16 protein-coding genes and 3 pseudogenes are annotated in these 19,286 nt (G+C 69.1%); 10 read left to right on the forward strand and 9 right to left on the reverse strand.

The features are described from left to right. Positions 1 to 120 precede the first annotated feature (120 nt). The 6 genes from QF035_RS35225 to QF035_RS35250 form a co-directional block, all read right to left on the reverse strand. A complete protein-coding gene (locus QF035_RS35225) occupies positions 121 to 450 on the reverse strand; it encodes a DUF190 domain-containing protein (protein ID WP_307524700.1) in 330 nt (109 codons plus the stop codon). A gap of 26 nt (positions 451 to 476) precedes the next feature. Further along, positions 477 to 926 carry a fluoroacetyl-CoA thioesterase gene (gene flK, locus QF035_RS35230; protein ID WP_307524702.1) on the reverse strand — a complete coding sequence of 150 codons (450 nt, stop codon included), beginning with the start codon at positions 924 to 926 and terminating at the stop codon, positions 477 to 479. A 354-nt stretch (positions 927 to 1,280) separates the two neighbouring features. Continuing rightward, on the reverse strand, positions 1,281 to 1,655 hold the full coding sequence (gene crcB, locus QF035_RS35235) for a fluoride efflux transporter CrcB (protein ID WP_307524704.1): 375 nt from the start codon (positions 1,653 to 1,655) through the stop codon (positions 1,281 to 1,283). Next, positions 1,652 to 1,966 (reverse strand): DUF190 domain-containing protein, encoded by a 315-nt coding sequence (locus tag QF035_RS35240; RefSeq protein WP_307524706.1) that lies wholly within the window; start codon positions 1,964 to 1,966, stop codon positions 1,652 to 1,654. Before QF035_RS35240 ends, crcB begins: the two co-directional genes overlap by 4 nt. Positions 1,967 to 1,971: 5 nt before the next feature. Beyond that, positions 1,972 to 2,433: a fluoride efflux transporter FluC gene (locus QF035_RS35245; RefSeq protein WP_307524708.1), complete on the reverse strand. Its 462-nt coding sequence runs from the start codon at positions 2,431 to 2,433 to the stop codon at positions 1,972 to 1,974. Between the two features lie 1,566 nt (positions 2,434 to 3,999). Further along, entirely contained in the window at positions 4,000 to 4,284 is a 285-nt protein-coding gene (locus QF035_RS35250) for an SHOCT domain-containing protein (protein ID WP_307524709.1), read from the reverse strand. A gap of 241 nt (positions 4,285 to 4,525) precedes the next feature. On the opposite strand from QF035_RS35250, the gene QF035_RS35255 reads away from it, so the two are divergent. The 4 genes from QF035_RS35255 (at position 4,526) to QF035_RS35270 (ending at position 8,518) form a co-directional block, all read left to right on the forward strand. Beyond that, entirely contained in the window at positions 4,526 to 4,960 is a 435-nt protein-coding gene (locus tag QF035_RS35255) for a DUF7144 family membrane protein (protein WP_307524710.1), read from the forward strand. A 172-nt stretch (positions 4,961 to 5,132) separates the two neighbouring features. Further along, entirely contained in the window at positions 5,133 to 5,972 is an 840-nt protein-coding gene (locus tag QF035_RS35260) for an SDR family oxidoreductase (RefSeq protein ID WP_307524712.1), read from the forward strand. Between the two features lie 111 nt (positions 5,973 to 6,083). Beyond that, positions 6,084 to 7,472, forward strand: a complete 1,389-nt coding sequence (locus tag QF035_RS35265) for a cytochrome ubiquinol oxidase subunit I (protein ID WP_307531665.1) — start codon at positions 6,084 to 6,086, stop codon at positions 7,470 to 7,472. Further along, positions 7,469 to 8,518, forward strand: coding sequence for a cytochrome d ubiquinol oxidase subunit II (locus QF035_RS35270; protein ID WP_307524715.1), 1,050 nt, complete (start codon positions 7,469 to 7,471; stop codon positions 8,516 to 8,518). Before QF035_RS35265 ends, QF035_RS35270 begins: the two co-directional genes overlap by 4 nt. A gap of 86 nt (positions 8,519 to 8,604) precedes the next feature. Here QF035_RS35270 and QF035_RS35275 read toward each other — a convergent pair. Further along, positions 8,605 to 8,889, reverse strand: a pseudogene (locus tag QF035_RS35275) (DUF6325 family protein); the annotation flags it as partial. A 153-nt stretch (positions 8,890 to 9,042) separates the two neighbouring features. Here QF035_RS35275 and QF035_RS35280 point away from each other — a divergent pair. Continuing rightward, entirely contained in the window at positions 9,043 to 10,449 is a 1,407-nt protein-coding gene (locus tag QF035_RS35280) for a hypothetical protein (RefSeq protein WP_307524717.1), read from the forward strand. 88 nt (positions 10,450 to 10,537) lie between these two features. On the opposite strand, the pseudogene QF035_RS55920 reads toward QF035_RS35280, so the two are convergent. Further along, positions 10,538 to 10,792 (reverse strand): annotated as a pseudogene (locus QF035_RS55920) (DUF389 domain-containing protein); the annotation flags it as partial. 72 nt (positions 10,793 to 10,864) lie between these two features. Here QF035_RS55920 and QF035_RS35290 point away from each other — a divergent pair. From QF035_RS35290 to QF035_RS35310, 5 genes and pseudogenes are all read left to right on the forward strand, one after another. Then, positions 10,865 to 11,797: a cyclase family protein gene (locus tag QF035_RS35290; RefSeq protein WP_307524719.1), complete on the forward strand. Its 933-nt coding sequence runs from the start codon at positions 10,865 to 10,867 to the stop codon at positions 11,795 to 11,797. Between the two features lie 173 nt (positions 11,798 to 11,970). Beyond that, positions 11,971 to 12,885, forward strand: coding sequence for a YhjD/YihY/BrkB family envelope integrity protein (locus tag QF035_RS35295; protein ID WP_307524721.1), 915 nt, complete (start codon positions 11,971 to 11,973; stop codon positions 12,883 to 12,885). A gap of 79 nt (positions 12,886 to 12,964) precedes the next feature. Continuing rightward, on the forward strand, positions 12,965 to 14,551 hold the full coding sequence (locus QF035_RS35300; protein WP_307524723.1) for a GMC oxidoreductase: 1,587 nt from the start codon (positions 12,965 to 12,967) through the stop codon (positions 14,549 to 14,551). Then, positions 14,548 to 15,966 carry a DUF2252 domain-containing protein gene (locus QF035_RS35305; protein ID WP_307524724.1) on the forward strand — a complete coding sequence of 473 codons (1,419 nt, stop codon included), beginning with the start codon at positions 14,548 to 14,550 and terminating at the stop codon, positions 15,964 to 15,966. Before QF035_RS35300 ends, QF035_RS35305 begins: the two co-directional genes overlap by 4 nt. A gap of 54 nt (positions 15,967 to 16,020) precedes the next feature. Then, positions 16,021 to 17,837 (forward strand): annotated as a pseudogene (locus QF035_RS35310) (glycoside hydrolase family 15 protein). Here QF035_RS35310 and QF035_RS35315 read toward each other — a convergent pair. After that, positions 17,797 to 19,260, reverse strand: coding sequence for a chloride channel protein (locus QF035_RS35315; RefSeq protein ID WP_307524725.1), 1,464 nt, complete (start codon positions 19,258 to 19,260; stop codon positions 17,797 to 17,799). The pseudogene QF035_RS35310 and the gene QF035_RS35315 sit on opposite strands and share 41 nt — an antisense overlap. Positions 19,261 to 19,286: the final 26 nt, after the last annotated feature.

Here is a 19,286-nt window from a genome sequence, read left to right on the forward strand (position 1 = left end):
AGACACCCCAGGCGGTGCACCTCCGCTCACGCGGAGAGCATTCCAACAGCCCTCTGGACTATGAATAGCGCCATGCTGCTGGTGGGGGATCTGTGAGACTGCTGTGCGCTCCTGGTCGGGCTATTCGCAGGAACGGAAGACCTCGACGTCATCGAGGACGACTACGCATTGAGCGATGAGAGCCTCTTCCCTCGACAGGAAATCGTGGATGCGGTCGGATGCGTCAATGACGGTGATCATGATCGGCAGGCCGTCGGCGAAAGACTCCAGGCGGTCGGTGTGCAAGGTCGAGCCTCTACCGAACCCTTCGGTGCCGCGCGATGCGGTGGCGCCAGCCAACCCAAGTGCCAGAGCGCGCTCAAGTATCTCTCGGTGCAGCAGCCGTCCGTTCCAGACGCTGCCCTCGGAGAGGAACACGGTGGCCCGGACCGCATGGCCGCTCAGCGTCATCTGATGCTCCAGGGGTGAGCAGTGGTTCAGTTGACCGGATCGGTGCTGGCTTCGGCAAACGACTGCCGCAGCTTCTTCTCAACGCCTGCGTTGAACCGCTGGAGATCGATCAATGAACGCTCGTGCGTCCCGGCGCCGATCTCGTGAACGCCGTCGTGAGCTGTCACTTGCCACTTGGTCCGACGGCCCTCCGACGCCAGGAGCTCGACAGCCACCGACACGGTGAGGCCGGGTGGGGTCGCGGCTGAATGTGTCACACAGATCGAGGTTCCGACGCTGCCCTCGCCTTCGCCCAGGTATGGCTGCATGGCGCGGACGCACGCCCACTCCATCAAGCCCACCATGAAGCCCGTCGCAAAGACCTCGGGAAAGGTGGAGAACTCCGGCGACTCCTGATAGATGTGGCGAACAGTCTTGTCCGGTGGCACCTGGTAGTGATGAGTGAACGTGTCGCCGATCAGCAGACCGTCCTTCATTGCTTCCCTCCCTGGGAGCTAGGTTCTTAGTCGAGTCCTAGGGAATCGCAGAGCACGAAGCATGTCGACCGTGACAAGCCGGGCAGGCGTACTTTTCACCGACACATCCGGACAACGTTCGTTCACCCCGACGACGCAACGTGCGAGTGAGGGCCCCTATTTACGCCCGCCCAAGTGTTAGGTCCGGCGTGAGTCAGGGCTGCAACGATCACCAGTGAGAGTGAAACGCGGTTCATGCCGACGGGCAATGGGCTTCGTCCTCGTTGTCGTACAACTCTCAGGGATCCCTGTTCGCCGGCACCGGGAAGCCCGTGGAGCTGGAGTTTCAATGGGTCAGACAATGCGTTGATCAACTCAGGACCAGAGTGCTTCAGCCAACGCGCTCCCGATGAATACCGCGCCTAGACCAGCGACCAGGGTGACGGCGATGTTGGCGGTGGCGAAAAACTTGGCACCGGTTTCGGCCAGTCGCAGGGTTTCGTAGGAGAAGGTTGAGTAAGTAGTCAGTGCTCCGCAGAGACCGGTACCGATCAGTAACTGCACCGATTGAGATGCGGCACCGTAGGTGACCGCGCCCGTGAGCGTTCCGAGGATGAAGCAGCCGACGATGTTGACGGTGAAGGTGCCCCAGGGGAAGACGATGTCGTGCCGGGCCTGGATGGCCCGGTCGGTCAGGTAGCGCAAAGGCGCTCCGACCGCGGCGCCCACGATGACGAGCAGCCAGTTCACCGATTGTCCTTTGCGTCGCAACCAACGTAGCGGATCACTTCGCAGTCATCGAGGGCGGCGGCCTCCTTGACGCTGTAGCGACCTCGGCCGTCGCTGACGACGATGGCAACCGGCAGCCCCTCGCTCAGCGGCAGCGGGCATACGGTGCGGACGTGTGAGGGGGATCCGAAGCCTGTGACGCAGGGAAAGGGATTGGCATCGGCCAGACCCGCCTCATACGTGCTGGTCACGATCTCGATGTGAAGGAGCCGGTGGCGGAACGCGTCAAGCTCCCCGACGAAGATTGCTACCTGCAAAGCGTTGTCGTGCATCCGTGTCACCTCTGCCTCCAGGAGACCAGTCGGCGCGTGGCGGCGGCCGCGCACCAGACCGCGACAAAGGCCGCCAGAACCGTGGCCGCGAGGTAGGCCAGCCCAATGGGGGACTGGCCGTCCTGGACGAGACGCTGAATGTCCACGGCGTAGGTGGAAAAGGTCGTGAAGCCGCCAAGCACGCCAGTGCCGAAAAAGGGTCTCACTAGCCAGTGGGGGCTCCACGCGTCGTTGATGATCACCAAGAAGGCGCCGATGACAGCGCAACCGGTCGCGTTCACTGCGAAAGTCGTCCAGGGAAATGTGTCCTGTGCGGTGGGCCAGGCGAGCGAGGCCCCGTAGCGGGCAGCTGAACCCAAGGCGCCGCCGACGGCGACCGCTGTAGTCACGGCGATCCGTCTGCGGGCCCGTTCGCGCCGTTGGGAAGTCACCGACAGGAAAAAGCCGGAATCGGTGGGCGCGGTCATCTGATCACGAGAACTGGTCATCGACGTGGGCTTCCTACTCGTGCAGCGCCCAGGCATGCGGGCACGTCTTCATCACAAGTAGGGACCGTTGGTGGCGCCAGTGCCGCGGTTCGGGTGCGGCGAGCCCCACCGCCGCGCGACCGCCCAAAGGAGAGAGCAGTTGCTAAGGCCAGCTTAGCGGAGAACCAGGCTGGTACCTGAAGGGGGAGTCCTCATCCGGAGCTGGGCCTCCTCGGGCAGGGTATCGGAGTGGAGAGTCAGCGGGATCAGGAATGGGGCTCGTGTGTTGGACGGGAATTCGCCGCTGGCGGGTCGCGTCCCTTTGGTGAGCTGGAGCGACGATCAGGTGGTGGCTGCCGGCACGCTGCAAGCTCCGCCCGTTTCAGCGCGCGATGGTGGGCACTGGTGCACGTGCGCGAACACACGATGCTGGCGAAGATTGTTGCCGGGTTCCGGTCAGCGAGTCCACGCCCATGCCTACACCAGTGCGGTCATCCACCTGCTCCCACCAAAACCGCGGGTTGAGGTTCCCCCGGCGTGCGGGAGGTGTTGATCGGCTGGTCAGGGCGGGTTGACGGGGTTTCAGGTTCGTTCGTTCGGCCGTTGCCAGGTCGGCGTAGTGCTTCTCCTCGAACTCGATCGGTGTGGGTGTGGCCGAGGACCGAGAGCTTGCAGGGGCAGGGGCGGGCTCTCCGTCGACATTGCTCCTGACGGTGCGTCCGGCTCTCGGCAGGGCGCGGGCCTGTGCCACGACCTTCCGGTCCCGGATCTTGCTGCCCGGGGTGCCGTAGTACGCGAGTACGCGCTGCCGTCGAAGAGACGGCTCAGGGCGCGGCCGGGGAGGTCGGCGGGCCGTCGACGACCTGCGTCACGGCGGCGGGCCACGGCGGCCGCTCTGCCCCGCACGGCTTCGGCAGGGGCGGCCGGTCAGGTGGGGCAGGTCTCTCGGCCCTACGCGCTGGACCTTCCGGCTTCGCCGACGACGGTGAGGCCAGCCTGGCTGTCTGTTCAGCACCACGCGCAAGCGCCGACGACGGTGTGGTCCGCCCGGCTTTCCACCACCATGAGCAGGTGCCGATGGCGGTGTGGTCCGCCCGGCCGTCCACCACCATGCGCAGGCGCCGCCCCGCTTCAACTGTTGGCCGCCGACTTCCGTCGAACGGCTCGGTCCGTTGCTCGCGAGCTGCGTGCGGGCCGGTGCGGTGCGGCCGGGGCGATCCGCCGACGGCGGGCCTTTGCGCGGGTCCCCACCCGGTGGGTCCGGAGCTGACGGCTCACGTCCGCCGGGCCGTGCAGTCCGCGGCGTGCTGTCGCTGGGATCGTCGCGGCGAGCGGGGATCGGTTGAGCGCCTTCGCGGGGGCGTCCGCGGCGACTCGGCCTGCATCGCTGTCGGTATGCCGTACGCCGCATGCCGGCCCAGAGGGTCGGCGTGGGCCTGGTCATCGGGATGTGGTCGGAGCGTTCAGGGGTGGGCCTTTTCGAAAAGGCTGGTTCATTACATCCCGAGTGGCTCAAGGATTGGGTCGGATTCGCTCAGGAGCTCAGGAGCTCAGGAGCTCAGCAGCTCAGCAGCTCAGGATCCTGCTCTTCTGGTCCTCGAATTCGGTTTCGGTGAGGACGTCCTGGTCCTTGAGTTCTCCGAGCTGTTTCAGCTGGTCGGTTCTGCCGGTCATGTCGACGTGCGGCTGGGCGGGCGGGGGTGCGGAGGGTTCCGCGGGCTGTCGCGGGGCCTCCGGCGATCCCTGCTCGGACCATCTCCCCTGCTGGCAGCGGGACACGCGGTTCGACACGGCGGTCGCCGTACCGGCCATCACGGCTGTGCGGGCGACCCCGCGGAGGAGACCTGGCACGGCGGTTTCCTTTCTCGCGGAAGACGTGCGTGAAAAACGCCTCTCAGGCCGGCACGCACATATCGGCGCACAGCGCATCCTTCCATTGGATCACTGTTTGAATTGCCTCGCATCCCGGCCTCGACGCCGCCTTGCGTATATATCTGCGTTGTGCCGTCCTGTGCTGCACGTGTCAAACTGATATGTGCGTCACGGCCCCGGCCGCACCACAGTGGCGAGGCCCATGTGGGAGGAGCTCGATATGACCACAACCGGAATGCACCACGGGCACGGAACCAGAAGCGGCAGCGAAGGGGCGTGGGTGACGGGCTGGACCGGATTCGCCGGCGTCATGATGATCTTCGGCGGAGTGATGGCGATATTCCAGGGAATTGCCGCTATCGCCAAGGACGATGTCTTCGTGGTCACCAGCGACTACGCGTACAACTTCAACCTGACGAGTTGGGGCTGGATCCACCTCGCACTCGGCGTTCTCGTGGTCCTCGCGGGCGCCGCTCTGTTCCGCGGTGCAATGTGGGCACGAGTCACGGGTATCGCCCTCGCCGGCCTGTCGATGATCGCCAACTTCATGTGGCTGCCGTACCAGCCCGTCTGGGCCGTCGTCCTGATCGCCGTCGACGCCTTCGTCATCTGGGCGCTGTGTGTCGGAAGGGGCCGGGAGGCTCGCACCGAATAGCGACCGAGTCGTTCCGAGTGGCCCGGCGGTCGCGTACTGCGCCGTTCGGCGCGGGACAGCCCCCCGAGTGGCTGACGCGGGACGTGCCGCCGGGCCGTACAGGTTCCCCCTTGTGTTTCGTGTTGTCGGCGGATTCCTCGATGTCCGCTTCGGCACTCACAGGGAGACACGAGTGGAAACCAGCGGCAGTGACGGTCGCCAGCCCCTTGCCCACCCGCTCCTCAAAGGCCAGAAGGCACTGGTGACGGGCGCGAATTCCGGCATCGGCAAAGCCACGGCGATCGGCCTGGGGCGAGCGGGTGCCGATGTGGTGGTGAACTACGTGGCCGGGCGGGACGCCGCCGAGGACGTGGTGCGCGAGATCGAGAGTTTCGGCGTCCGCGCCTACGCGCATGAGGCGGACGTGTCGCAGGAGAAACAGGTAAGCGACATGGTGGACCGCATGGTCCAGAAATTCGGGACCATCGACGTCATGGTGGCGAATGCGGGACTCCAACGTGATGCCCCCCTCACCGATATGACCATGGCCCAGTGGCAAAAGGTGCTGGACGTCAATCTGACCGGACAGTTCCTGTGCGCCCGTGAGGCGGCCAAGGAATTCATGCGCCGGGGCGTCGTCCCGGAGGTCTCACGCTCCGTCGGGAAAATCATCTGCATGAGTTCGGTCCACCAGATCATTCCCTGGGCCGGGCACGTGAACTACGCGTCGTCCAAGGGCGGCGTACAGATGCTGATGGCGACCCTCGCGCAGGAGCTCGCGCCGCACAGGATCCGGGTGAACGCGGTCGCCCCGGGGGCGATCCGCACGCCCATCAACCGCAGTGCCTGGGACACCCCCGAGGCCGAGGCCGATCTTCTCCGGCTCGTGCCCTACGACCGCGTCGGCGACCCGGACGACATCGCGAACGTGGTGGCCGCTCTGGCCTCCGACCTCTTCGACTACGTGGTGGGGACCACGCTCTACGTCGACGGCGGCATGACGCTGTTCCCCGGGTTCGCCACGGGCGGCTGAGACGTACTGCCCGCCAGCCAGCCGGTACGAGCCACCGAGGACCATGTGAACAGCGCGATCGACCACTTTCTGGCGGACGGCCCTGCACAGCTTCTGCCGGCCCGGGAGCTGATGGCCTTCACCCTGGGCTCCCACATCCTGCTCGTGCCCTTCGGCGTGGCCCTCCCCGCCATCACCCTCCTGATGCACTACCGCGGACTGCGCAAGGGCGACGCCGTGGCCCTGCTGCTCGCGCGGCGCTGGTCGGCGGTCATGGCCGTCCAGTTCGCCATCGGCATCGTGACCGGCACGGTGCTCTCCTTCGAACTCGGCCTGCTGTGGCCCGGGATGATGGGCCGGTGGGGCGATGTCTTCGGCCTCGGCTTCGGGGTCGAGGCCTGGGCGTTCTTCCTCGAGGCGATCCTCATCGCCATCTACCTGTACGGCTGGCGCCGGCTCAAGCCGTGGACCCACTTCTGGCTCGGCCTCCCCCTGCCTCTGGCCGCCCTGATGGGCGCGTTCGGCATCGTGGCCGCGAACGCCTGGATGAACACCCCGCGCGGCTTCGACCTCGACGCGTCCGGCAACCCCGTGGACGTGGACGTACGTAAGGCGATCTTCACGCCGATGCTCGGCCCGGAGTACTGGCACTTCGTGGTCGGCGTGGTCCTGACCGCCGGCTATGTCGTCGCCGGGGTGTACGCGGTCGGCTGGCTGCGGGGCCGCCGGGACCGCTATCACCGGCTCGGCTTCACCGTGCCGTTCTCCGTCGCCGCGATTCTGACACCCGTACAGTTCGTGCTGGGGGACTCGATCGCCCGCTCCGTCTTCCACGAGCAGCCGGTGAAGTTCGCGGCGACCGAGCTCGTCTGGAAGACCGACACACACGTGCCGGAGTACATGTTCGGGCGTCTGCATCCCGACGGGACGATCTCCGGCGGGATCAAGATCCCCCAACTGGACTCGATCCTCGCCGGTTTCAGCCCGGACACCGAGGTGACGGGCCTGACCTCGGTCCCCGCGAGCGACCGCCCGACGGCGACTCAGGCCACGATCGCCCACTGGGCGTTCGACATCATGGTGACCATCGGCAGCCTGCTCATGCTGCTCGCGCTCTGGTACGGCTGGTGCTGGCTCCGCCGCCGTGATCTGCCCAGGTCACGGTGGTTCTTCCGGTGCGCGGCTCTCGCCGGCGGAGCCTGCCTGCTGACCGTGGAGTGCGGCTGGATCACGACCGAGGTGGGCCGGCAGCCCTGGATCGTCTACGAGAACATGCGGGTCTCGGAGGCGGTGACTGACACCCCCGCCTCGTCCCTGTGGGTGATGCTCGGCATCGTCGTGGTGGTCTACGTACTCGTCCTCGGTGCCTTCCTGGCCGTCCTCCTGAAGATGAGCCGAGGGTGGAGGCTGGCCGACGAGGGCGCTCTCTCGGGAGCCACCGCCGGGGACGTGGAGGGCGACACTCCCTACGGGCCCCGGCCGTTGTCCACGACCGCGGGCGTGGACGGTGGCCGCGAATGATCGAGGACGCCGTCGCCTGGGTGCTGCTGGCCGCGGTGGCCGCCTACGCGTGTGCCGGCGGCACGGACTACGGCGCCGGGTTCTGGGACCTTCTCGCGGGCGGCGCCGAACGAGGCAGGCGCCCGAGGTGGCTCATCGACCACGCCATGGCACCGGTGTGGGAGACCAACAACGTCTGGCTCATCTTCGTCCTGGTCGTCATGTGGACCGGCTTCCCGGTCCTCTTCCAGACGGTCTTCACGGCGATGTGGCTCCCGCTGGCACTGGCGGCCGTGGGGCTTGTCCTGCGCGGCGCCGGTTTCGCCCTGCGCAAGCCCACGCGGCGCCTCGCCCGGCGCAGGGTCTACGGCGTCGTCTTCGCCGTCTCCTCGGTGGTGACGCCCTTCTTCCTCGGAGCGGTGGTCGGCGGGCTGGCCACGGGCCGGGTGGCCCCCGGGACGAAGGCCTCCGCCGACGTGTGGTCCAACGGGACGTCCGTGATCGCCGGCCTGCTGACCGTCGCCGCGACCGCCTTCCTCGGGGCCGTGTTCCTGACCGCCGACGCCCGCCGCTTCGACGCCGTCGACCTGGTCGGGTACTTCCGGCTGCGGGCCTGGGCCAGCCTCGGCGTCATCGCCGTACTGGCGGTGGTCGGCCTCGTCGTGACCGACGACGACGCCCGCTACGTCCACGACGGACTGACCAGCGGAATCGGTCTCGCTCTCGTTCTGGTCGCCGCCGTCGGCGCGTTGGCCACCGCCGCACTGCTGTACCGCACCGCCACGGGCTGGGCGAGGGTCACCGCGGTCGGCAGCGTGGCCCTCGTCGTCGTGGCGTGGGGGCTGGCCCAGCGGCCCTACCTCATCCCCACCTCGCTGACCGTGTCCCAGGCGGCCGGCGCGTCGACGACGCTGCGCTGGCTGATGCTGGTCACGGTCATCGCCGTGGTGCTCGTCGGACCACCCCTCGTCCTGCTCTACCGGCTGGACACCGCCGGAGCGCTCCAGCCACTCACCGAGGCGGACCTCCGGCGGACGGCGGCCGGGCGGGAGCCCGAGAGCCCGTGAACGGGGCTGCGAAAGGACCGCCGCCGATCGTGCTGGTCGTGGGCGTGTCGGGTTCCGGGAAGCCCACCGTCGGCACGGCGGTCGCCGAGGGCGGTGCCTGCCTCGTCGATGTCGTCCTGGCCCAGCAGGCCGGAGGACGCGCCCTCGAAGGCGGCCAGGTCCAGAGTGCCGTCGCCGGTGAGGTCGGCGGTTTCCAGGCCGACCACGGATCCGTCCTCTTCCTTTCTGACGAACATCAGGTCGAGGATCCGAATGAGGCCGCGGTCCACCAGATCGACCAGTAGGGGAAAGCCCTCGCCGGTCATTCGGTTGCCGGGAAACTCGACGACCAGATATTCGATCGGTCCCGTCTCGACGAAGTCATCGCTCACGACTTCATCCCTGGGTGGTCTTGGAATTCGAAATCCCCCTGTCTTCGAAATTTCATTGCAATACCGGACGGTGGCCGTCGCACCCCCGTGCGGTACTCACCCGCCGGGCCCATCCAGGTCGCCGGATCAGGTCCGTACGGATCTTCTTGGACCATGACCAGCGGCGCGCCACCACCAGACCCGGACGAGAACTCCGCTCGCCCGTCCGGGGACTCCGCCGGCCCGTCCGGCGACAAGGAGCTCTCGGCGCGCGAGCGCCACGAGTTGGACGAGCTGCGGCATCGCGTGAGCGCGCTGGAGAGCGGTGGGCCCCGGGCGGCCGCGCGGCACCACTGGCTCCGGTCCACCGGATCGGTCCTCCTGATCCTTCTCGCCTCGCTGCTGTCCCTGCTCGCCGTCGTCTCGGTCTGGGCCAACAGCATCGTGCGGGACACCGACCGCTACGTCGCCACCGTGGGGCCGCTGGCGAGCAATCCGGACGTGCAGAAGGCGATCACCAACCGCGTGACCACCGCCGTCCTGGCCCAGGTCGACGTGGAGGCGCTGGTCAAGGAGCTGCAGCAGGCCGCGGACCAGAAGGGTGTCCCGCCGAAGGCGGCCCAGCTGATCGACAACCTGGACGGTCCGATCGAGAGCGGACTGAAGAGCCTGGTCAGCGCGACGGTGGAGCGAGTGGTCTCCAGTGATGCCTTCGACAGGGTCTGGGTGAACGCGAACCGTTCGGCGCACAGCGCCCTGGACAAGGCCCTCACGGGCGAGGCGGACGGCGCGGTGTCCGTCAAGGACGGTCAGGTCGCCATCGACGTGGGACCGATCGTGGCCCAGGTCAAGGACCGACTGGTCAGCGCGGGCTTCCAGCCGGCCGCCCTGATCCCGGCCGTTCACACGGAGTTCGTGGTCTTCGCGTCCAAGGACGTCGGCAAGATCAAGTGGTACATGAGGGTGCTGGAGATCATCGGCAGCTGGCTCCCCATCATCGCCGTACTGATCGCCGCCGCGGGTGTCTACCTGGCCGTCCACCGTCGCCGGGCCCTGATCTGGGCCGCGCTGGGGGTGTTCGCCGCCATGCTGCTGCTCGGCATCACGCTCAGCCTCCTGCGGACGGTCTATCTCGACCATCTGCCTGCCGGGACGTCCGAGGCCGCTGCCGGCGCGGTGTACGACTCGCTGGTCAAGTTCCTGCGGGCCGGTGTGCGGGCGGTCGGTGCGCTCGCCCTCGTCACCGCCATCGGCGCCTTCCTCACCGGTCCGTCCCACGTCGCCGTCCTCGTCCGTACGGGCTGTGGCAAGGGCATCGGAGCTCTGCGTGGCGTCTCCGTGTCGGCGGGGCTCCGGCTGGGCGCGGTGGGCCGGTTCGTGCACCGCTACAAGCGGTGGATCGGCTGGGCGATCCTCGCGGTCGCCGCGATCGTGCTGTTCACCTGGAACTACCCGACCACGGCGGTCGTGCTGTGGACGGTGGTGATCGTGCTGGCCGCCTTCGCGATCCGAGAGTTCCTGGACACCGGCGACGACACCGGCGACGACGACGGCGGCGCCGCACCCATGCCGTCCGCCTGACCGCCCGCTCGCGCCGACGGGCGCTCACCCGGTGCCGGATGGCCCGCCGGCACTTGAGCGTGCCGGTCCCGACCACGATCAGTACGGCGATGTCGAGCAGCAGTTGCAGCAGGGAGCCCCAGGCCTCGTCCCGGCTGTCGAACGCCGACGGGACGCCGATGTCCGCCGCCGCCGGAATCATGGTCACCGAGATGAGGACGCCGAGCAACGCGCTCGTCCGGGCCTCGGCCGGCGACACGGGATCCGGCGGACACACCGCTCGGACATGGATCATGCCCATCCGGACCTCCGCGGACCGGCTCCCGTGCGGCGGCTCACGTCCCCGGCCGGCCGGGGCGCCCATCCGTCGACGCGGCGGTCCCAGGGCCCGGCAGCTCGGTGTGCCGGAAGCCGGCGCCTGTCGGAGGGTGGGGACATGGGAACGCCCGACGAGCTGAGCGAGGCCGATTTCCGGTCGCTCCACCGTCACCTGAGCGGCAGGGCGCCCGGCGGCGCCACTCGCCGGGGTGCCCTGGACACGATCACCGCGGAGCAGGTGCTGGCGGCCGTCCGCGAGGTGCGTTCGGGACGTACGGTGTCGCTCGCGGCCCCGGTGAACACCCGTCCCGGACCTGACGACGCCGATCCGGCCGAGCACCGGCTCATTGCTCCGCCCGACGCCCGGCCGACGGCGGAGGGCCTGGAATTCGCCCGGGACCGATTCGCCATGAACGTCCACGGTGACGTGGACAGCCACCTCGACGCGCTGTGCCATGTCATCTACGACGGCACCCTGCACGGCGGGGTACCGGCGGCGGGCGCCCTGTCGCCGGACGGAGCGAGCGAGCTCTCCGTCGAACTGGCCCGCGACGGCATCGTCGGACGCGGGGTCCTCCTGGACGTTCCCCGGCTGCACGGCGTCCCCTGGCTCGAGCCCGGAACGAACGTGAGCGGCGAGGACCTCGCTGCGGCCGAGGCGCGGCAGGGGATCCGGGTCGGCCGGGGCGACATTCTCCTCGTACGGGTCGGACACCGCCGGCGCCGTGAGGAGCTAGGCCCCTGGGACGTGGCCGACGCCCGTGCCGGGCTCCATCCGACGGCCATGGACTTCCTGGCCGAGCGCGAAGTGGCCGTACTCGGCGGAGACGGCAACAACGACACGGCCCCCAGCGCGGTGGAGGGGGTCGCGTTCCCGGTGCATGTGCTCGCCGTCCACGCGATGGGACTGCATCTGCTCGACTATCTGCGGTTCGAGGACCTCGCGGAGATCTGCGAGAGGGAGGCCCGTTGGTCGTTCCTCTGCGTGATCGCCCCCCTCCGGCTGCCCGCGGCCACCGGCTCGCCGGTCAATCCCCTCGCGATCCTGTGACGGTCGCCGCCGGGTGATCGTCCGGCGCCCCACCGGTCAGGTGGCCCGGCGGCCTCCTCACCCGTACGGCACAACGGTGCTCGCGCCCCCGGTCCGGTCGGCCGCCGTGGGCGGCACTCTGGTGAGGCGGTCACGCTTCTGGGCGTGGCGCCCGGACCCGCCCTGGGGGCAGCATGCGCGCGAGCAGAGAACCCGGCCCGCCCACGGACGGCGTGCGGAGCCGCTGGCGCCGGCGCGTCGCCGGTCTGCGGGCAGGACTGCTGCGGCTGCGCGGTACCGCCGAGGAGCGGTTCCCGGTGATCACCCGGCTCACCTCCCACCTGATCGCGGTGAACCTGCTGGACTCCGCGACACGGCTGGCGGCCCAGGCGTTCCTGACGGCCGTACCGCTGCTCTTCCTGGTCGCTGCCTTCGCCCCGCAAGGGGTGCGCAACCAGATCGTCACGTCGGTGCACGACGTGCTCGGCATCAGCGGCGCCGCCGATCAGCAGCTGAAGCAGGTCTACCAGGCCGATCCCGCCACTCTGCAGCAGAGCACCGGGGTGGTGAGCGCGCTGATGGTGCTGCTCTCCGCCACCGCCTGCAGCCGCGCGATGCAGCGCCTGTGCCAACGCGCCTGGCTGATGCCGAGCGCGGGCGCCCGGGTCGCCGCCTGGAGATGGCCCGTGTGGATCGCCGTCTGGATGGCCGTGATCGCCCTGCAGGGTCCGCTGCGGGACGGATTCGGCGTGGGGACGTGGCTGGGACTGCCGCTGCTGCTGGCGGTCGAGGTGGGCGTGTGGTGGTGGACCCAGCACCTGCTGCTGGCCGCGCGAGTCCCCTGGCTGCCCCTGCTGCCCGGGGCGGTCCTCACCGCGGTGGCGCTGACCGCACTGACGGTGATCGCGAAGCTGTACGTGCCCACCGCGCTCAACCGCAGCCTGGACCGGTACGGGTCGCTGGGTGCGGTCTTCACCGTGCTGTCCTGGCTGATCGCGCTCTGCGTGGTGGTGGCCCTCTGCATCACCGCAGGCGCGGTCATCGCCAGGGAACCCGCCGTGTCCCGACGTCTCGGATCACCCGATCAGCCCAACTCGCTGGAAACGTAGCCCGGCGATACGTTGGTAGTCGGATCTGGAGTTCCCCACACCCGGCGGATCGGAGCATGCTCCGAGGACGGTGGCCGGTATGACGGACGAACGGCACTACGACGTCATCATCATCGGCACCGGTGCGGGCGGCGGCACCCTCGCCCACCGGCTGGCCCCCACCGGAAAACGGATCCTTCTTCTCGAACGCGGCGACTATCTGCCCCGCGAACGCGACAACTGGGAATCCTCCGCGGTCTTCGTCAAAGGGAAGTACCGCGCTCCGGAGTTCTGGTACGACAAACACGGAAACCAGTTCCCGCCCGAGGTCAACTACTACGTGGGCGGTAACACCAAGTTCTACGGCGCCGCACTCTTCCGTATGCGCCCGGAGGACTTCGGCGAACTCCGGCACCACGACGGCATCTCACCGGCCTGGCCACTGGCCTACGAGGAACTCGAGCCGTACTACACGCGGGCCGAACACCTCTACCTCGTCCACGGGCGGCACGGCGAGGACCCGACCGAGGGCCCCACCAGCGCCCAGTACGCCCACCCGCCGGTCCAGCACGAGCCGCGCATCCAGCAGCTCAGCCAGGATCTGGAGAAACAGGGGCTGCACCCCTTCCACCTCCCGATCGGGGTGAACCTCACCCAGGACGACCGGGGCCGGGCCACCCGCACCAGCGCCTGCATCCGCTGCGACCGCGTCGACGGCTTCCCGTGTCTGCTCGGCGCCAAGTCCGACGCGCAGGTCATCTGCGTCGACCCCGCTCTCGAACACGCCAACGTCGAGATGGTCACGCATGCGGACGTACGGCGCCTCGGCACGGACGCGACCGGCCGCACCGTCACCTCGGTCGTCGCGACGGTGGGGGACGGGGACGCCGTCACCGTGAAGTTCGGCGCCGACATCGTGGTCGTCGCCTGCGGTGCCGTCAACTCGGCCGTCCTGCTGCTGCGTTCGGCCGACGACCGGCATCCGCAGGGCCTGGCCAACAGCTCGGACGTGGTGGGCCGGCACTACATGCGCCACAACAACCTGGCCCTGATGGCCGTGTCCCTGGAACCCAACGACACCAGGTTCCAGAAGACCCTGGCACTGCACGACTGGTATCTGGGATCCGACGACTGGGACCACCCCCTCGGCGGCATCCAGATGCTGGGCAAGTCCGACTCCGAGCAGATCCACGGCGAAGCGCCCCGCTGGGCCGGGGCCGTCGCCCCCGACATGCCCTTCGAGGTGCTCGCCCATCACGCGGTCGACTTCTGGCTGTGCGGAGAGGATCTGCCCGCGGCCGGGAACCGCGTCACCCTGGACCGGGACGGCGGCATCCACCTGGCCCTCGACGAGACGAACAACATCGCCGGGCTGAAGCGCCTGCGGCACAAACTGCACAGCATGCTCGGCCACTTGGGCATGCACGAACATCATCTGCTGCCGCACAGCATCTACCTGCACAAGGGCATGCCCATCGGCGCCACCGCGCACCAGGCGGGCACGGTCCGCTTCGGCCACGACCCCGAGAGCTCCGCGCTCGACGTCAACTGCAAGGCCCACGACCTCGACAACCTCTACGTCGTCGACACGAGCTTCTTCCCGAGCATCGGGGCGGTCAACCCCTCGTTGACCGCCATAGCCAACGCACTGCGCGTCGGCGACCACATCGCGGAGCGACTGCAATGAACTCCAACCACCCGGACGAGAGTGACATCCGCCACCGCACACCCCAGGAGCGGGCCGAACACGGCAAGGCCGCCCGGACGACCGCGCCCCGCTCCAGCCACGCCGAGTTCGCCCCCACGCCCAAACGGCCCGACCCGGTGGACATCATCGAGGCGCAGTCGGCGACGAGGGTTCCCGAGCTGGTCCCCATCCGCTACGGCCGGATGACCGAGTCGCCGTTCCGCTTCTACCGGGGCGCCGCCGCCATCATGGCCGGAGACCTCGACGACACCCCCCGGTCCGGGATCAGGGCGCAGCTGTGCGGGGACGCGCACCTGCTCAACTTCCGGCTCCTTGCCTCGCCCGAGCGCCGCATGATGTTCGACATCAACGACTTCGACGAGACGCTGCCCGGCCCCTGGGAGTGGGACGTCAAGCGCCTGACCGCGAGTTTCGTCATCGCGGGCCGGGCCAACGACTTCAGCGACAAGGAGCGGGCCCGCATCGTGCGGGCGACCGTGCGGTCCTACCGCGAGTGGATGCGGCGCTTCGCCAGGATGGGCAACCTCGACGTGTGGTACGCCCAGTTCGACGAGGCGTGGGTGCGCCAGCAGTTCGGCCCGGCACTGAGCGCACGGGCCCGCGACCGCTGGTCGCAGGCCGTGACCAAGGCACGCAGCAAGGACAGCCTCCAGGCCTTCGGCAAGCTCACCCACATCGTCGACGGGCAGACCCGTATCGCCGCCGTTCCACCGCTGATCACGCCGCTCCAGGACCTGCTGCAGGGCGTCGAACGCGATGCGCTGGAGAAGGAGGTCCACCGGCTGATCGAACGGTACGGCCACACACTGCAGTCGGACCGGCGGGCCCTGCTGCAGCAGTACCGGGTCACCGACATGGCCCGCAAGGTCGTCGGGGTCGGCAGCGTGGGCACCCGCTGCTGGATCGTGCTCCTGCTCGGCCGGAACGACAAGGATCCGCTGCTCCTGCAGGCCAAGGAGGCCGACCAGTCGGTGCTGGCGCCCTTCGCCGGCCCCAGCGCCCACGCGACGCAGGGCGAGCGGGTGGTCTCCGGCCAGCGGCTCATGCAGGCCACCAGCGACATCTTCCTCGGCTGGGAACGGGTCGACGGGATCGACGGCCGCCGACGTGACTTCTACGTACGGCAGTTGCGGGACTGGAAGGGCATCGCCCAGCCCGAGCTGATGGTGCCCGCCGGCATGCGGACCTTCGGTGAGCTGTGCGGCGCCACCCTGGCCCGGGCGCACGCGCGGTCGGGCGACCGGATCGCCATCGCCGCCTATCTGGGCGGGGGCGACTCCTTCGACCGTGCGCTGGCGACCTTCGCCGAGAGCTACGCCGACCAGAACGAGAAGGACCACCAGGCACTCGTCGACGCCGTCCGCTCGGGGCGGGTCACGGCCGAAGCGGCCTGACCGAGGGACCGACCGACCAGGGGGCCGGCAAGGGGGACCAGCAAGGAGACCCTCATGGATCGCTACCCGCCCATCGCCGACCACGGGCTCGTCGGGGATCTGCAGACCGCGGCCCTGGTGTCGTCCAAGGGTGTGATCGACTGGTTCGCGGCACCGCGTTTCGACTCGCCCAGCGTCTTCGCCGCCCTGCTCGACCACGACGGCGGCGGCCACTTCCTCCTCGCGCCCGAGCATCCCGAGGGCACCTGGAAGCAGCTCTACTACCCGGACACGGCCGTCGTGGTGACCCGCTTCATGTCACCCGACGGAGTCGGCGAGATCCTCGATCACATGCCGGTGCTGACGGGCCCGACGGCGAGCGACCGGCACCAACTGGTGCGCGTCGTACGCGCGGTGCGCGGCACCGTGCGCTTCGGCCTCGAATGCCGGCCGCGTTTCGACTACGGGCGGGCCACCCACGAACTCGATCTGACGGACGGCACGGCGACCTTCCGGGCCCCGGGCACGACCGCCTACCTCCAGGGCGGCATCCCGCTCGAACGGGACGGGCAGGACGTCCGGGGCAGCATCACCCTCCACAACGGCGACGCGGCAGCCGTGGTGTTCACGGTGTGCGCGCAGGGCGGGGAGGCGCCGCCGCCGCCCACCACCGAACGGATCACCGACGAGCTCTGGAGCAACATCGACTTCTGGCACGGGTGGGTACGCACCTCGAACTACCACGGCCGCTGGACGGAGATGGTGCACCGCTCGGCGATCACCCTCAAGCTCCTCACGTACGCGCCCACGGGTGCGCCGGTCGCCGCCGCCACGATGGGACTGCCCGAGCAGGTCGGCGGCGAGCGCAACTGGGACTACCGGTACACGTGGGTGCGTGACAGCTCCCTCTCCGTACGGGCGCTGCTCGACCTCGGCTTCGTGGAGGAGGCGACCCGCTTCACCCACTGGCTCGGCGACCGCCTGGGCGCCCGGGAAGGCCCGGACGACGAACCCCTCCAGATCATGTACCGGGTCGACGGCGACCCGCATCTGACCGAGGAGATCCTGGACCACTTCGAGGGCTACCGCGGCTCCTACCCGGTCCGGGCGGGCAACGCCGCCTCCGGCCAGCTTCAGCTCGACATCTACGGCGAGGCCCTCTACGCCCTGGCCGAGGGCCGCGAGATCGGCGAACAGGCGGGCTACCACGGGTGGAAGAGCCTGACCCGCACCCTGGACTGGCTCGCCGACTCCTGGGACCGGCCCGACGAGGGCATCTGGGAGACCCGCGGCGGACGCAAGGACTTCACCTACAGCCGGGTGATGTGCTGGGCCGCCTTCGACCGCGGTCTGAAGCTGGCGGCCGAGTTCAGCAGGCCCGCCGACACCGCGCTCTGGACACGGGCCCGCGACGAGATCCTCGAACAGGTCATGGAACGCGGCTGGGACGAGAAGGAGCAGGCCCTGGTCCAGCACTACGGCGGCGCCGTCCTGGACGCCTCCCTGCTGCTGGCCCCCGGGTGGGTTTCGTGTCACCCCGCAGCCCCGGCTGGCTCAACACGCTCGACGCCATGGAGCGCGTCCTCGTCTCCGACAGCCTCGTCTACCGCTACGACCCCGAGGCCTCGCCCGACGGACTGCGCGGCTCCGAGGGGACGTTCAGCCTGTGCACGTTCCTGTACGTCGACGCCCTCGCCCGCGCGGACCGGCTCCCGCAGGCCCGCTACACCTTCGAGAAGATGCAGACGTACGCGAACCATGTCGGCCTGTTCGCCGAGGAGATCGGTCCGAGCGGCGAGCAACTCGGCAACTTCCCGCAGGCCTTCACCCATCTCTCCCTCATCATGGCGGCTACGACCCTGGACGGGGCGCTCGACCGGGTCGCGCACTGAACGGCGGGATCCCCGGCCCCTGCGGCAGCAGCTCCGTGGTCACGAACGCCACGACAGCGGCGATCACGATCACCGGGACGGTCTCGGAGTTGCCCACCATGAGCACGACCAGCACCACGCAGCTGACGGGCAGCCGAAGCGCGGCGGCGGACGCGGCCGCCATGCCCGCCGCCATGCCCGGAACGACGCCGAGCCCCGGCAGCGGTGACAGGAGCACACCCATCGCACCGCCCAGGAACAGCGAGGGAAAGACCGGACCACCGCGCAGGCTTCCCAGACACAGGGAGTAGGCGATGCCCTTGAACACCAGGACCGCCACCAGACTGCCGACCGACCACGCGTGCGGGTGGGCGGCGAGATCGGTCAGGGTCGCCTGGCCGGACAGGGCGACCTCGGCCGGCGAGCGGCCGGTGACGACCGCGTAGAGCGTCGCGCAGCCGCCCGCGGCGAGCGCGCAGAGCATCGTGTTCCGTACGACATGCCCGGAGACGAAGCGCGCCGCCACCCGGCCGCCCATGATGATCCAGTGGACGGCCGCCCCGAGGACGACGGCCATCAGCGTGGACCACACCACGTCGCCGAGGTCGAGGGTGGGCGGAGCGGGCAGCCCGATGCTGAGGCTCTCGGCGTCAAGCCCGGTCCAGTGGCCGAAGCCGGTGAAGACGATGGCGCCGACTCCGCCGGCGAGCAGCGCGGGGAGCATCACCACGAACAGCTGCGGGCCGCCCACTCCGGCCACTTCCATCAGCAGCACGGCCGCCACCAGCGGATTGCCGAAGATCGTGGAAATGGCCGCCGCGGCGCCGGCCGCACCGAGCAGCGCCGTGCTCGACTCGGTCGCGGGAGCGCGTACGAGATCACGGAAGACCAGCGCCAGACCACCGCCGAGCGCGATCAGCGGTGCCTCCGGTCCGAGCACGGCACCCAGCGGCAGACTGGCCAGCGCGGCGAGGGCCACCCCGGGAACGGCCGCTTTCGACGCGCCTCCCGCATGCAGGCCCCCCGCCGGGATGTGCCCGCCCCTGCCGGGAAAACGCAGGACGACCAGGGCGACGACCGCCCCCGACACCAGAGCCAGGGGGAGCGGCCACCACCACGGCGGAGTCGTCCACCCGAGATCGTGCGGCCAGTCCACCCAGATCAGGCTCTCCATCTCATGGAGCAGCACGAGGAACCAGAACGCGGCGAACGACACCAGGATCCCGATCACGGCGCAGAACACCAGCGCCCGCAGATACTCGGGCCGACGCAGAATGTCCCTCAACTGGTCGGCTTCCTGCGGCTGGTTCCCCGGAGCGGCCTCGGCGGCCTCTCCTCGCTTCTGCTCGGCGATGACGCTTCTCCTGAGTCCGCTGGGAGACCATTCGGCCAATGGCAGCGCGAGATTACCCACCGGACCACGCCATACGGCCCTGATCTCCATGTAAACGTCCCAAACCACTCCGGATG

The organism is Streptomyces umbrinus (assembly GCF_030817415.1).
Classification (GTDB): Bacteria; Actinomycetota; Actinomycetes; order Streptomycetales; family Streptomycetaceae; genus Streptomyces; species Streptomyces umbrinus_A.

Coding starts and splice junctions, on each gene's coding strand:
- QF035_RS35225 (WP_307524700.1), bottom strand. CDS start 450: ATGACGCTGAGCGGCCATGCGGTCCGGGCCACCGTGTTCCTCTCCGAG.
- flK (WP_307524702.1), bottom strand. CDS start 926: ATGAAGGACGGTCTGCTGATCGGCGACACGTTCACTCATCACTACCAG.
- QF035_RS35240 (WP_307524706.1), bottom strand. CDS start 1,966: ATGCACGACAACGCTTTGCAGGTAGCAATCTTCGTCGGGGAGCTTGAC.
- QF035_RS35245 (WP_307524708.1), bottom strand. CDS start 2,433: ATGACCGCGCCCACCGATTCCGGCTTTTTCCTGTCGGTGACTTCCCAA.
- QF035_RS35255 (WP_307524710.1), top strand. CDS start 4,526: ATGACCACAACCGGAATGCACCACGGGCACGGAACCAGAAGCGGCAGC.
- QF035_RS35265 (WP_307531665.1), top strand. CDS start 6,084: ATGGCCTTCACCCTGGGCTCCCACATCCTGCTCGTGCCCTTCGGCGTG.
- QF035_RS35270 (WP_307524715.1), top strand. CDS start 7,469: ATGATCGAGGACGCCGTCGCCTGGGTGCTGCTGGCCGCGGTGGCCGCC.
- QF035_RS35280 (WP_307524717.1), top strand. CDS start 9,043: ATGACCAGCGGCGCGCCACCACCAGACCCGGACGAGAACTCCGCTCGC.
- QF035_RS35290 (WP_307524719.1), top strand. CDS start 10,865: ATGGGAACGCCCGACGAGCTGAGCGAGGCCGATTTCCGGTCGCTCCAC.
- QF035_RS35295 (WP_307524721.1), top strand. CDS start 11,971: ATGCGCGCGAGCAGAGAACCCGGCCCGCCCACGGACGGCGTGCGGAGC.
- QF035_RS35300 (WP_307524723.1), top strand. CDS start 12,965: ATGACGGACGAACGGCACTACGACGTCATCATCATCGGCACCGGTGCG.
- QF035_RS35305 (WP_307524724.1), top strand. CDS start 14,548: ATGAACTCCAACCACCCGGACGAGAGTGACATCCGCCACCGCACACCC.
- QF035_RS35315 (WP_307524725.1), bottom strand. CDS start 19,260: ATGGAGATCAGGGCCGTATGGCGTGGTCCGGTGGGTAATCTCGCGCTG.